Origin of the sequence: uncultured Sphingomonas sp., assembly GCF_964244235.1 — a bacterium.
Taxonomy (GTDB): Bacteria; Pseudomonadota; Alphaproteobacteria; order Sphingomonadales; family Sphingomonadaceae; genus Sphingomonas.
This window is the reverse complement of record NZ_CAXTII010000077.1, coordinates 1-12,959: the sequence shown is the minus strand read 5'-3', so window position 1 is coordinate 12,959 and position 12,959 is coordinate 1. Positions and strand designations below refer to the sequence as shown.

Here is a 12,959-nt window from a genome sequence, read left to right as displayed (position 1 = left end):
CGGGAGTCGGGCGTTTCGATGGCCCCGAAGATACCCTGCACGGGGTGATTGATGCCGTGCGACATTCACATCATCGGCGGCGGTCTCGCGGGGTGCGAAGCCGCATGGCAACTGGCGGAAAGCGGCTTCCGGGTCCGCCTGTCGGAAATGCGCGGCGCAGATCCGACAAGGGGGGGCGAGGCGACGCCGGCGCACAAGACCGACGATCTGGCCGAACTCGTCTGTTCGAACAGCTTCCGCTCGGACGATGCCGAGGCGAATGCGGTCGGGTTGCTGCACCAGGAGATGCGTACGCTCGGCTCGCTGATCCTGCGCGAGGCGGACAAGCACCGGGTGCCCGCGGGGTCCGCGCTGGCGGTCGATCGCGAAGGCTATGCCGCGGGCGTCACCGCGGCGCTGGCCGCGCATCCCAATATCGATCTGGTGCGCGAACGGATCGATAGCCTGCCCGTGGGACCGGCGATCATCGCGACCGGCCCGTTGACCGCCGCCGCGCTGGCCGAGCAGATCGGGGGTGCCACGGGGGCGGAGGCCCTCGCCTTCTTCGATGCGCTGGCGCCTATCGTCCACCGCGACAGCATCGACACGGACGTGGCCTGGTTCGCGTCACGCTGGGACAAGGGCGAGACGAAGGATTACATCAACTGCCCGATGACGAAGGACCAGTATCTGGCCTTCCACACCGGTCTGGTCGAAGGCGAGAAGACGCCGTTCAAGGACTGGGAGAAGGACACACCCTATTTCGAGGGGTGCATGCCGATCGAGGTGATGGCGGAGCGCGGGGTCGATACGCTTCGCTACGGCCCGATGAAGCCCGTCGGCCTCGACGATCCGAAGACCGGACGCTGGCCGTACGCGGTCGTCCAGCTGCGGCAGGACAACGCGCTCGGAACGCTGTGGAACATCGTCGGCTTCCAGACCAAGCTGAAACATGCCGATCAGGTGCGGCTGTTCCGCACCATTCCCGGGCTGGAGAATGCCGAGTTCGCGCGGCTGGGGGGCCTGCACCGCAACACGTTCATCCGCTCGCCCGACCTGCTCGACGAGACGCTACGGCTGAAATCGCGGCCATCGCTGCGCTTCGCGGGGCAGATCACGGGATGCGAGGGGTATATCGAAAGCGCGGGCATCGGGCTGATGGCGGGGCGTTTCGCCGCGGCGGAACTGGCGGGGCGGACACCCGCACCGCCGCCGGTCGATACCGCGCTCGGCGCATTGCTGGGTCACATCACCGGTGCCGCGACCGCGGAAACATATCAGCCGATGAACGTCAATTTCGGACTGTTCCCACCGATCCCCGGCCGGACGAAGAAGGCCGACCGCAAGCGCATGTATACCGACCGCGCGCGTGCCTCGCTCGCGGCATGGATCGCGGAGTCTTCGTTGGAGGAAGCCTCGTCCGCGGGCCACGGCATCCTCGTCGGGTCGTGAACGACAGGCTCATTCGCCGCGATCATCCTCCCGCGCGACCTGCGTCGGCGGACATTTGCGCGGATGTGCGGATCGCTTGGGCGCGGTCGCTGCGAACTCCGCCGGGATCAGGCTGCCGGACCGGTCGTGATCGGCCGCCACGAATTTCGCGATCGTCTTTGACGACCATTCGTCGAACGACAATGTGCCGTCGTGATTGGTGTCGAGCTTCGCGAACGCCTTGCGCCGCGACGCCAGATATTCCTCGCGCGACACGATCCCGTCGCGATCCCTGTCATAACGCGCGAACCGCTTCTGCTCGCGCGTCTGGTCGGTCGCCTCGGGAACCGATGTCGGCAGCGCATCGCCGGTCGCCGCCGCGGCGGGTGCCATGGCGGCCGGTGCCGCTGCCAGAAGCGGCGTCGCATTGGTCCGCGCCCGCGCGTTGAACCACAGCACGCCCGCCGTCGCCATCAGGAGCGCCGCCGCTCCCCCCAATATATAGCGCCACATCGGATATATCCCCCTGCCCCTTTGTCGCGACGCTATCGATCCGGGGCGTCGGGCGGAAGCTATCGCCCCCAAATCCGATGCATTAGCAGTCGGGCGAGACGGCGCGGCGATCCGGGACGGGGCTGCGAGACGGCGAGGTCTGCCCGGGCGAGCAGGGAAAGCATGCCGATCGGCCGCAGCCGCCGCGGCCAGGCGTGCTGCGACCCGCTCGCCAAAGCATCGATCGCCATCGTCCGGGCGAGCGCCGCCTGCGCCGGATCGCGGACATGGATCGCCAGATCGGCGAGCGCCCACCCCTCGCCCGCCCGCGCCATGCCGGCGTCGATCGGCGCGCCCAGCACGACCGCCAATGCGCCGAACAAGGCCTCGCCGCGGGCTCGCGCAAATGTCTGCATGTGGGTGGCATCGAGCGGATCGGGGTCGAGCAGCATTTCCCAGCCGTCGATCATCGCAGCCAGCATCGGGCCCGCCACCCCTCGCGGCACCACCTTCCCCGCCAGCGCCGTCAATATCGGTTCGCCGACGGGCGCGCCCGCCCGGTCGAGCGTCTCGAGCGCCTCATACCACCAGGTCAGCCGCATCTGCCCGACGATCGGCTCGCGCGTCGTCCGGACGATCCCCGCCAGCGCATCGTCGAGCGCGAGCAACGCCGCGAACCCCGCGCGCCGATCGGTGGGGACATATCCGCACACCACCCCGCGTTCGGCGAGGCGCGCGGCGGCGATGCTCGGCTCGCCGGATGGCGGCAGCACCGATTCAGCCGAATTGGAGGGCGGCACGATCGGCGGAATCCCTCTTGTCCCACGGATCGCGGGCTCTGCGAGGGCGACTTTACCCGATCTTTACCTGTTTGCGCCACACGCGTCCCGATCAACGGAAGAACCGACGACGCGATGATGCAAAGGGCGATCAGTACCGCGACGGCTTCCCGGCAAGGGCGAGACAGCAGCCTCGCGCGGCTGGCGCGCGACGAACGCGGCGTGACGGTCATCGAATTCGCGTTCGTCGCCGGACCGTTGTTCGCGCTGATCATGGCGATCCTGCAGGTATCGCTCACCTTTTTCGCCCAGCAGACCCTCGAAACCGCAACGCTCAAGGCAAGCCGCCAGCTGATGACCGGAACGGATCAGTCGGCCGGGATGACAAAGGCGGGATTTATGACCGCCGTCTGCAACCAGCTGCCTGGGTTCATGAAATGCGCGAACGTGCGGATCGACGTGCAATCGACGACAAATTTCTCTTCGGCAAATACCAGTGCGCCGACGATCACCTACAATGCCCAGACCGGCGCGGAAAACAACAACTGGGCTTACGCGCCCGGTGGATCGAACCAGATCACGACAGTCAAGGTCATGTATATCTGGGCGACCAGCACGGGGCCACTCGGCTTCGATCTGTCGACCATGTCGGGTGGCAATCGCCTGCTGATCGCGACGTCGGTCTTCAAGACGGAGCCTTCCGGGTCATGACCATGGGCACCGTCCTCAGTCGGTTCGGACGATTAAGGGGCGATCGTCGCGGGGTCGCGCTGATCGAGTTCGCCTTCGCCGTGCCGATTCTCGCGATCCTGTTCGTCGGCGGATATCAGACGATGGATGCGGTTTCGGCCTATCGAAAGGTCACGACGACCGTTCGCACACTTGCCGACCTTACGACCCAAAGCACATCGACCACACAGGCGGGCGCGCAGCAGTTTCTCGCGGCCTCGCAACAAGTGATGGTACCTTATTCGACCAGCAATGCCGTGTTGCGGATCAGCCAAGTCAAGATCGACATAACCGGTAAGTCGACGATCGACTGGAGCCAGGCGGTCAACGGTACCGGGTACGCAAAAGGATCGAGTGTGACGTTACCGGTCGGGCTGGTCGTTCCGGGTACCTACCTGATCTACGCGGAAATCAATTACCAATATCTGCCGGGTATCGCCTCGAACATGCTCGGCCCGATCCCGCTCCGCGACACGCTGTATATGTCCCCGCGCAACAGTGCGTCAGTGCCCTGTAGCGATTGCCCATAAGATGATGAAATCTCGATATTCCTTTCGTCAGGTCGTAAGTCGCATCGCCTATGCATGGACCGCGCTGCGCGCCGACAGACGCGGCAGCGTGTTCATGATTCTCGGCTTCGCATTGATCCCGCTCACATTATCGGTGGGTATCGGGATCGATTATGCACGCGCCGCGCGGATCCAGACCCGGCTGAACGCCATTGCCGATGCGGCGGCGCTGTCGACCGTGACGACACCGATGATGCAACAGTCGCCGAATAAAGCGGCGGTCACGGCCTATAATATGTGGCACCAGCAGGCCGATGGCACTGCTGGTTTGATAGCCTCCCATTTTACAGGCTGTTGCACGATCAATCAGACGAGCGCGGGAACAAAAACCGTCGTCAACGACGACGATGGGACGCTGCACATCACCGTCACCGACGACAGTGGGGTCGGGCATACACGAACGACATCGGTGCAGTGGTCCGCGGCGTCCCACAACGCATTCGGCAACCTTTTGAACATGGCGCAGATCGAACTTGGGGGAACCTCAACGACCAACGCCAAACAGGCACCGAACATCGACTTCTACGTGCTGCTCGACAGCTCGGCATCGATGGCGATTCCTTCGACCTCGGCAGGGATCAGTCAGTTGCAAAGCCTAAATTCTGAGAATTGCGCATTTGCTTGTCACAACACCAACTATCCAATTAAGGCCAGAGACAAAAGTGGCAACATGACCGACTATTATGGCGTGGCAACGTCATACGGCATCCTGCTACGATCCGACGAAGCGCGCAAGGCAGTGCAATCGATGATGACAACGGCCACTAGCACCGAACAGAATAACAACGCCCAATATCGCGCCGCGCTGTCTACCTTCGCTTCCAAAGACAGTAAAGCCTATAACGGATACCGTTCATTACAAGGCATTACCAGCAACTTGTCATTGGTCGCTAACTCGGCTGGTAATGTTAAGACATCATTCTATTACGCAAACAATGCAAATTACGATAACAATACGCCACAAGGCTGGTATGGTAATAGCGATACCGACACCGGAACGAGCGATGCCTTTACGCGCCTCAACACCCTAATGCCCGCGCCGGGCAACGGTTCCAATCAACCCGGCGACAAGCCGCAGGAGATCATGTTCATCGTCACCGACGGTATGCGCGACGAATATCGTTCCCCGAGCGGCAACGGCCCACCCGAGGTCGCGATCGACACCTCGCTGTGCGACACCATCAAGGCGCGCGGCATCCGCATCGGTATTCTCTACACCGAATATGTCGCCAGCGCCGCCAACGACGACTATTCGATCAACCCGAATAGAGGAAACATCGTCGCTCGCCTTCCCCAGATCGAACCGGCGCTTCAGAACTGCTCATCGCCTGGCCTGTATTACAAGGTCACGACCGACCAGGACATTTCGACCGCGTTGAACCAACTGTTCCAGGCGGCGGTCGCTACCGCGCACATTACCAACTGATCAGCGACATTCGGCAACCCCCTCACGGGGGTCACCGATAGCACACCTTCTTCACCGCCTCGATGATCCGCGCCGCGTCGATCAACGCCAGCTTCTCCAGGTTCGCGGCATAAGGTAGCGGTACGTCCTCGTCAGTGACACGCAGCACCGGTGCGTCGAGATCGTCGAAGCCCTCGGTCATGCAGATCGCGATGATCTCCGACGCGATGCCGCAGGTCGGCCAACCTTCCTCGGCGACGACCAGACGGTTGGTCCTGGCGAGCGACTTCAGGACGGTCGCCTTGTCGAGCGGGCGCAGCGTGCGCAGGTCGACGACCTCGGCGTCGATACCCTCCGCGGCCAGGGTCTCTGCGGCTTCGAGCGCCAGGCCGACGCCGATCGAATAGCTGACGATCGTGACGTCCTTGCCCCCACGCATGATCCGCGCCTTGCCGATCGGCAGGACGTGATCGTCGAGCTTCGGCACCTCGAAGCTGCGGCCGTAGAGCAGTTCGTTTTCCAGGAACACGACCGGGTCTTCGCTCCGGATCGCCGCCTTCAACAGTCCCTTCGCATCCGCGGCGTCGTACGGCGCGATCACGATCAGGCCGGGCACGCTCGCATACCAGGGCGCGTAGTTCTGCGAATGCTGCGCACCGACCCGGGTGGCGGCACCGTTGGGGCCGCGGAACACGATCGGACAGCGCATCTGCCCGCCGGACATGTAGTTCGTCTTCGCCGCGGAATTGACGATATGGTCGATCGCCTGCATCGCGAAGTTGAACGTCATGAATTCGACGATCGGTCTGAGCCCGCCCATCGCCGCACCCGTGCCGACACCGGCAAAGCCATATTCGGTGATCGGGGTATCGATGACCCGGGTATCCCCGAACTCGTCGAGCAGCCCCTGCGTGACCTTGTAAGCGCCCTGATATTGCGCGACCTCCTCCCCGATCACGAATACGCGGTCGTCGCGCCGCATTTCCTCCGCCATAGCGTCGCGGAGTGCTTCGCGAAGGGTGATCTTGACCATCTCGGTGCCCACGGGGATCGCGGGATCGGCCTTGCCGGTATTTTCGGCCGCGGCAACGAGCTGCGCGGTGCCGGAATTGGGCTTCCCTTCGTCCCCTCTCCCCTCGGGAGAGGGAGGAGCCGCGTCAGCGGCGGGGGGTGAGGGCAGGTCGTTGCTGTCCTCACCCCGCGGCGCTTGCGCGCCTTGCCCCTCTCCTGGAAGGAGAGGGGTGGAAGAAGCGTCCTCACCTTCCCCGGCCAACGTCGCGATCACGGTCCCGACCTTCACGTTGTCGGTCCCCTCGGCGATCAGGATCTTCGTCACGACGCCTTCGTCGACCGCCTCGAATTCCATCGTCGCCTTGTCGGTCTCGATCTCCGCCATGATGTCGCCCGAAGTGACGCTGTCGCCCTCCTTGATCAGCCATTTGGCGAGCGTGCCCTCCTCCATCGTCGGGGAAAGTGCTGGCATCTTGATCTCGATCGCCATCAGTAACGCTCCACCAGCACATCGGTATACAGTTCGGCCGGATCGGGTTCGGGCGCGCTCTCGGCGAAGTCGGCGGCGGCGTTCACGGTCTTTCGCATGTCCTGTTCGATGGTCTTCAGCGCATCCTCCCCGATGCCGCGTTCCTCGAGCAATTTCCTGGCATGTTCGATCGGATCGGATTTGTCGCGGACCGCCTGCACCTCCTCGCGGCTGCGGTATTTGGCGGGGTCCGACATCGAATGGCCGCGGTAGCGATAGGTCTTCATCTCCAGGATGATCGGCCCCTTGCCCGCACGCACCCAGGCGAGCGCCTCCTCGGCAGCCCCGCGACACGCCAGCACATCCATGCCGTCCACCTGGATACCGGGGATGCGAAAACTCTCGCCGCGACGGTACAGCTGATCCTCCGCCGACGATCGGTTCACGCTGGTCCCCATCGCGTACTGGTTGTTCTCGATCACGTACACGATCGGCAGCTTCCACAGTTCCGCCATGTTGAAGCTTTCGTACACCTGCCCCTGGTTCGACGCGCCGTCGCCGAAATAGGCGAGGCAGACGCCGCCGTCATTCGTGTATTTATGGCTGAAGGCGAGACCGGTGCCGAGCGACACCTGCGCGCCGACGATGCCGTGTCCGCCATAGAATTTATGCTCGACGCTGAACATGTGCATCGAACCGCCCTTGCCCTTGGAAATACCGGCCTGACGCCCCGTCAGCTCCGCCATCACGTCCCTGGGCGGGATACCGCACAGCAGCATGTGGCCATGGTCGCGGTAGCCGGTAATCACACTGTCCTTTTTGGACAGCGCAGACTGCAGCCCGACCGCGACCGCTTCCTGGCCTATGTAGAGATGGCAGAATCCGCCGATCAGCCCCAAGCCGTACAGCTGTCCCGCCTTCTCCTCGAACCGGCGGATCAGCAGCATATCCTTGTAGAACTGCAGCAATTCCTCGGTCGACGCCTCGTACGACGTCGGTTCCGCCGGCCGCTCGCGATTGGGTAGCGGCGGCGCGGTGAGGGATGCGGGGGCTTTGGCCACGGATGGAAACCTTCATGTTCCTGGGGGAGGAGCAACGCCTATAGTCCCGGTAACGGGCGGACATCAATTGCCGCCCCGACGGGTTGCCGATCCCGTGCCGGCATGCCTACAGAAAGCCGCAATGCCCAAACCCCTACACCCGCTGCGGATCGGTAATTTCCGCGCGTATTGGTTGTCCCGTTTCGCCGGTACGCTGGGAATTAGCGCGCAGGCGATCATCCTCGGCTGGCAAGTCTATGGCATCGCGCGGCAGACGATGGACATCCGGCACGCGGCGTTCCTGCTGGGCATGATGGGCGCGGCGCAGTTCGTACCGCTGTTCCTGCTGACCCCCGTCGTGGGACTCATAGCGGATAGCGTCGACCGGCGCTGGATCGTGCGCTGCACGACCGCGTTGCTGACTGTCGTCGCGGCGATGCTGGGTATCCTGACGCGGATGGACCTGCTGGGGTTGCCCGCCCTGTTCGGGGCGGCGGTGTTCGTCGGTGTCGCACGTGCCTTTTCCGGGCCGGCCTATTCCGCGCTGGCGCCCAACCTGGTGCCGCGCGAAAGCCTGCCGACCGCGATCGCGATCTCGTCGATCGCCTGGCAGGTGGGAACGATTGCCGGACCCAGCATTGGTGGTCTGCTTTACGCCATCCACCCCGATTTCGCCTATGCGACGATCTCCGTCCTGCTGGCGGTCGCGCTGGCGACGATGTTCGCGATCGGCCCCGTTCCGCAACCGCCGACCCAAGCCGATCGCAAGCCATTGGCGCGTATCTTGGATGGCTTCTCCTATGTCCGCCGCAACCGGCTGGTCCTCGCGACGATCACGCTGGATCTGTTTGCGGTGCTGCTGGCGGGCGCGACGTCGCTTCTGCCCATCTACGCGCGCGACATCCTGCATGTCGGGGCCGGCGGGCTCGGCATATTGGCGGCGGGGATGGGCATGGGCGCGGCGACGACCGCCATCTGGTTCTCGTTCCGGCCGATGGCGCGCGACGTCGGCGTGAAGATGCTGGTCGCGGTCATCGTCTTCGGCGTAGCGATCCTGACCTTCGGCCTTTCGACCTGGCTCCCGCTCAGCTTGGCGGCGCTGATCGTGGCGGGCGGCGCGGACATGGTATCGGTCTATGTCCGTTCCTCGCTGATCCAGCTTCACACACCCGACTCCATGCGTGGCCGCGTCAGCGCCGTCTCGCAGCTGACGATTTCCGCCTCGAACGAACTCGGCGAAGCGGAGAGCGGGTTGATGGCGTCGCTGCTCGGTCCCGTCGGCGCGGTCGTCTTCGGCGGGGTCAGCGCGATCGCGATCACGATAGCCTGGGCGCGGCTTTTCCCCGAATTGAGGCTTGCGCGGACGTTCGACCCGCCCGACATGCCCGACCGATCGACTGCCATGGAGACCGTGTGATGAAGGCCAACACCATTCTCGATACGATCGGCCATACGCCGCACATCCGACTGTCGAAGCTGTTCCCCGACAGCGAGGTGTGGGTGAAGTCCGAACGGTCCAACCCCGGCGGATCGATCAAGGACCGGATCGCGCTGGCGATGATCGAGGCGGCCGAGGCGGACGGCCATCTGACACCCGGCGGGACGATCATCGAACCGACCAGCGGCAATACCGGCGTTGGCCTGGCGATGGTCGCCGCCGTCAAGGGCTACAAGCTGATTCTCGTCATGCCCGAAAGCATGTCGCTGGAGCGCCGCCGCCTGATGCTGGCCTATGGCGCAAGCTTCGATCTTACCCCGCGCGAGAAGGGCATGAAGGGCGCGATCGAACGCGCGCTGGAACTGGTCGAGCGGACACCCGGGTCCTGGATGCCGCAGCAATTCGAAAATCCGGCGAACATCGACGTGCACGTTCGAACGACGTCGCAGGAAATCCTGGCCGATTTCGCGGATACGCCGATCGACGTCCTTATCACCGGCGTCGGCACCGGCGGACACATCACCGGCGTGTCTGAAACGCTCAAGAAGAGCTGGCCGAACCTGAAAGTCTATGCGGTCGAACCCGCCGCCTCACCCGTCATCGCCGGCGGCCAGCCGGGACCCCATCCGATTCAGGGAATCGGCGCGGGGTTCATCCCTGCCAATCTTCATACCCAGGCACTCGATGGTGTGATCGAGGTCGATGCCGTGGTCGCGAAGGACATGGCACGCCGTTCCGCAACGGAGGAGGGCATTCTCGTCGGCATCTCGTCGGGCGCGACGCTGGCGGCGATATTGCAGAAGCTGCCCGACCTGCCCGACGGCGCTCGGGTGCTCGGCTTCAACTACGATACCGGCGAGCGTTATCTGTCGGTGCCCGATTTCCTGCCCGAAAGCTGATGCGGCCAATCGACGCGGCCACGGCCGCGGTGGCGATCGTCGCAGTGGCGGTGCCGGCGTTCGTCGTTACGCACCCGCCGCGAATCCGCCCCCGCCCCGTCGCCGTTCTGCCATCGCCACGGATCGTTCCGAAGGCCGAACTGCCGGCGGTGGAGCCGATGCGTTTCGTCGATCTCAGTCCGAACGAAGCGCGGGCCTATAATTCGGACATACCTTTTTCGACCGGTCCCAACCCGGCGGCGCGGCCGTTCCATTTCGCCGGTGCTGCGGAAGACCGGGCGCGCGCGGTCGACTGCATGGCGGCGGGGACGCTGTACGAGGCGGGTGACGATACGCAGGGCGAGAAAGCCGTCGCGCAGGTCGTGCTCAACCGGTTGCGGCATCCCGCTTTTCCCAAGACGGTCTGCGGCGTGGTGTTCGAGGGGCAGGAGCGAAGCACCGGTTGCCAATTCTCGTTCAGCTGCGACGGCGCGATGCAGCGCTGGCACCCCACCGACGATGCCTGGCGACGCGCGCGCGAAGTCGCCACCGCTGCGTTGTCGGGGACGGTGGACCGGCCGATCGGTTACGCAACGCATTACCACACGGATTGGGTGGTGCCATATTGGCAGTCGAGCCTGGACAAGATCGCCGCGGTCCACACGCATCTGTTCTTCCGCTGGAGCGGGTGGTGGGGCACCCCGCCCGCCTTCGACCGCCACCCGGACGGGCACGAGCCGATGATCGCGCAACTGGCCGCGATCTCGGATGCGCATCGGCTTGGCGTCGATGCGGGCGGCGATGGCGATGCCCCGGCGGACCCCATATCGCTCGTCGTACGAGGGCTGGCTCCCTCGCGATCCGATCCCGATAGCTTCCTCACGACCCTGGACCCGACGACACCGGCGAGCTTCCAAGCGCTTGCCCTGAAAGCATGCGGCGATCGGCCGAAGTGCAGGGTGATGGGCTGGACCGACGGCGAGGCAACCGCGCTGTCGTTGCCGCTGACACCCGAACAGGTTGCTGCGCTATCGTTCAGCTATATGCGTGACCGATCTGCCGGCTACGAAAAAATGCTGTGGAATTGCATCGAATTTCCCGCAACGACGCCTGCACGGTGCATGAAACGGCAAGTGCTGAGGCATGACATGCCTACTGCCCCCGAACCGAGGCCGACGGCCTCGCCAACCGCCGCTTCCGACGCCCGGCGACGATCCGACAATATGGCATCACCGGTTTCCCCGAGCCAAACTCAATAGAATATAGGCCTGTGTCCGACGGCGGCAAACATCGACACTCAAGCCGCCATGAACATCTCGGGCGGCAACGCCATCAGCGACTCCGCCCCGCCCTCGATCTTCCGACGCAGCGCCCCGGTCTCGGGCAACACCCGCTCGGCGAAGAAGCGCGCCGTCACCAGCTTGGCATCGAGGTACGCCGTTTCACCCTCCCCCGCCGCCTTCAGCCGCGTCGCGGCGACCGCCATTCGCAGCCACATCAGCGCGACCGCGACATGCCCCATCAGCGTCATGTACGAATACGCACCTGCGCCGACATTGTCGGGGTTCTTCATGCCGTTCGCCATGAACCACATCGTCGACGCCTGCAGATCGCCCAGCGCCTTTTCCAGCCGCGTCGCGAAGTCCGCCGTCGCGCCGTCCTGCTTCGCCGAAGCAACTTCGCCCGCCACCAGCGCGAAGAATGACTGCACCGCACGACCGCCATTCTGCGCCAGCTTCCGCCCGACCAGGTCCATCGCCTGAACGCCGTTGGTGCCTTCGTAGATCATGGCGATCCGCGCATCGCGGACATATTGCTCCATGCCCCATTCGGCGATGTAGCCATGACCGCCATAAACCTGCTGCGCGTTGGTCGCGATCTCGTAGCCCTTGTCCGTGCCGTATCCCTTGATGACCGGCGTCAGCAGCCCGATCAGGTCGGCTGCCATCTGGCGATCCGCATCGACCGGCGCGGCATGTTCCAGATCGACCTGGAGCGCGCCCCACAGGCACAACGCCCGCAACCCCTCGGTCATCGCCTTCGCCTCCATCAGCAGGCGGCGGATGTCGGGATGGACGAACAGCGGATCGGCCTTCTCGGTCGGCTCGCTCGGACCGGTCAGGGCACGTCCCTGGCGGCGATCGTGCGCGTACTGGACGGCGTTCTGATACGCCGTCTCCGCGACGCCAAGCCCCTGCAAGCCGACGCCGAGCCGCGCGGCGTTCATCATGATGAACATCGCCGCCAGCCCCTTCATCTCGTCACCGACCAGCCAGCCGGTCGCGCCGTCGTAATTCATCACGCACGTCGAATTGGCGTGGATCCCCATCTTGTGCTCGATCGACCCGCACGACACCGCGTTGCGCGCGCCGAGCGAACCGTCGTCCTCGACCATCACCTTCGGGACCACGAACAGCGAAATGCCCTTCGACGAATCGGGCGCGCCCGGCGTCTTGGCGAGGACGAGGTGGATGATGTTGTCGGTCAGGTCATGCTCGCCCGACGAGATGAAGATCTTCGTGCCGGTGATGCTGTACGACCCGTCCGCCTGCGGCTCGGCGCGGGTGCGGATCAGGCCCAGATCGGTGCCGCATTGCGGCTCGGTCAGGTTCATCGTGCCGCCCCATTCGCCCGACACCATCTTCGGCACGTACTTAGCCTGCTCCTCCGGGCTGCCCTTCGCTAGCAGCGCGGCGACCGCGCCGTGGTGGTCGTGATGCGTGTGGCTCAGCAGGATGC

General features: G+C 64.4%; 12 protein-coding genes. 7 read left to right on the top strand and 5 right to left on the bottom strand.

Going from position 1 to position 12,959, the window contains the following annotated elements:
• Positions 1–51: 51 nt before the first annotated feature.
• Positions 52–1,431 carry a methylenetetrahydrofolate--tRNA-(uracil(54)-C(5))-methyltransferase (FADH(2)-oxidizing) TrmFO gene (trmFO, locus tag ACFE7D_RS11855; protein WP_375395621.1) on the top strand — a complete coding sequence of 460 codons (1,380 nt, stop codon included), beginning with the start codon at positions 52–54 and terminating at the stop codon, positions 1,429–1,431.
• Positions 1,432–1,440: 9 nt separating this feature from the next.
• Here trmFO and ACFE7D_RS11850 read toward each other — a convergent pair whose 3' ends face one another.
• Both ACFE7D_RS11850 and ACFE7D_RS11845 read right to left on the bottom strand, forming a co-directional pair.
• Positions 1,441–1,923 carry a histidine kinase gene (locus ACFE7D_RS11850; RefSeq protein ID WP_375395620.1) on the bottom strand — a complete coding sequence of 161 codons (483 nt, stop codon included), beginning with the start codon at positions 1,921–1,923 and terminating at the stop codon, positions 1,441–1,443.
• 59 nt (positions 1,924–1,982) lie between these two features.
• Positions 1,983–2,675, bottom strand: a complete 693-nt coding sequence (locus ACFE7D_RS11845; protein ID WP_375395619.1) for a squalene/phytoene synthase family protein — start codon at positions 2,673–2,675, stop codon at positions 1,983–1,985.
• Between the two features lie 141 nt (positions 2,676–2,816).
• On the opposite strand from ACFE7D_RS11845, the gene ACFE7D_RS11840 reads away from it, so the two are divergent.
• The 3 genes from ACFE7D_RS11840 to ACFE7D_RS11830 are packed head-to-tail and all read left to right on the top strand — an operon-like array spanning position 2,817 to position 5,405.
• Positions 2,817–3,392 carry a TadE/TadG family type IV pilus assembly protein gene (locus ACFE7D_RS11840; protein ID WP_375395618.1) on the top strand — a complete coding sequence of 192 codons (576 nt, stop codon included), beginning with the start codon at positions 2,817–2,819 and terminating at the stop codon, positions 3,390–3,392.
• Entirely contained in the window at positions 3,389–3,940 is a 552-nt protein-coding gene (locus ACFE7D_RS11835) for a TadE/TadG family type IV pilus assembly protein (protein ID WP_375395617.1), read from the top strand. Before ACFE7D_RS11840 ends, ACFE7D_RS11835 begins: the two co-directional genes overlap by 4 nt.
• A gap of 4 nt (positions 3,941–3,944) precedes the next feature.
• A complete protein-coding gene (locus ACFE7D_RS11830) occupies positions 3,945–5,405 on the top strand; it encodes a TadE/TadG family type IV pilus assembly protein (protein WP_375395616.1) in 1,461 nt (486 codons plus the stop codon).
• Between the two features lie 31 nt (positions 5,406–5,436).
• Here ACFE7D_RS11830 and ACFE7D_RS11825 read toward each other — a convergent pair whose 3' ends face one another.
• Positions 5,437–6,885, bottom strand: a complete 1,449-nt coding sequence (locus ACFE7D_RS11825; RefSeq protein WP_375395615.1) for a pyruvate dehydrogenase complex E1 component subunit beta — start codon at positions 6,883–6,885, stop codon at positions 5,437–5,439.
• Positions 6,885–7,925 carry a pyruvate dehydrogenase (acetyl-transferring) E1 component subunit alpha gene (gene pdhA / locus ACFE7D_RS11820; RefSeq protein WP_375395614.1) on the bottom strand — a complete coding sequence of 347 codons (1,041 nt, stop codon included), beginning with the start codon at positions 7,923–7,925 and terminating at the stop codon, positions 6,885–6,887. The genes ACFE7D_RS11825 and pdhA overlap by 1 nt, the downstream gene beginning before the upstream one ends.
• Before the next feature lie 121 nt (positions 7,926–8,046).
• Here pdhA and ACFE7D_RS11815 point away from each other — a divergent pair, with 121 nt between their 5' ends.
• The 3 genes from ACFE7D_RS11815 to ACFE7D_RS11805 are packed head-to-tail and all read left to right on the top strand — an operon-like array spanning position 8,047 to position 11,479.
• Positions 8,047–9,321, top strand: coding sequence for an MFS transporter (locus ACFE7D_RS11815; protein ID WP_375395613.1), 1,275 nt, complete (start codon positions 8,047–8,049; stop codon positions 9,319–9,321).
• Entirely contained in the window at positions 9,321–10,241 is a 921-nt protein-coding gene (gene cysK, locus ACFE7D_RS11810) for a cysteine synthase A (RefSeq protein ID WP_375395612.1), read from the top strand. The genes ACFE7D_RS11815 and cysK overlap by 1 nt, the downstream gene beginning before the upstream one ends.
• Positions 10,241–11,479, top strand: a complete 1,239-nt coding sequence (locus ACFE7D_RS11805) for a cell wall hydrolase (RefSeq protein WP_375395611.1) — start codon at positions 10,241–10,243, stop codon at positions 11,477–11,479. Before cysK ends, ACFE7D_RS11805 begins: the two co-directional genes overlap by 1 nt.
• Positions 11,480–11,517: 38 nt before the next feature.
• On the opposite strand, the gene ACFE7D_RS11800 is transcribed toward ACFE7D_RS11805, so the two are convergent.
• Positions 11,518–12,959 (bottom strand): acyl-CoA dehydrogenase C-terminal domain-containing protein (locus ACFE7D_RS11800; protein ID WP_375395610.1); only part of this gene is annotated, 1,442 nt, incomplete at its 5' end.

Coding starts and splice junctions, on each gene's coding strand:
- ACFE7D_RS11830 (WP_375395616.1), top strand. CDS start 3,945: ATGAAATCTCGATATTCCTTTCGTCAGGTCGTAAGTCGCATCGCCTAT.
- ACFE7D_RS11835 (WP_375395617.1), top strand. CDS start 3,389: ATGACCATGGGCACCGTCCTCAGTCGGTTCGGACGATTAAGGGGCGAT.
- ACFE7D_RS11840 (WP_375395618.1), top strand. CDS start 2,817: ATGATGCAAAGGGCGATCAGTACCGCGACGGCTTCCCGGCAAGGGCGA.
- ACFE7D_RS11805 (WP_375395611.1), top strand. CDS start 10,241: ATGCGGCCAATCGACGCGGCCACGGCCGCGGTGGCGATCGTCGCAGTG.
- ACFE7D_RS11850 (WP_375395620.1), bottom strand. CDS start 1,923: ATGTGGCGCTATATATTGGGGGGAGCGGCGGCGCTCCTGATGGCGACG.
- trmFO (WP_375395621.1), top strand. CDS start 52: ATGCCGTGCGACATTCACATCATCGGCGGCGGTCTCGCGGGGTGCGAA.
- ACFE7D_RS11825 (WP_375395615.1), bottom strand. CDS start 6,885: ATGGCGATCGAGATCAAGATGCCAGCACTTTCCCCGACGATGGAGGAG.
- ACFE7D_RS11815 (WP_375395613.1), top strand. CDS start 8,047: ATGCCCAAACCCCTACACCCGCTGCGGATCGGTAATTTCCGCGCGTAT.
- cysK (WP_375395612.1), top strand. CDS start 9,321: ATGAAGGCCAACACCATTCTCGATACGATCGGCCATACGCCGCACATC.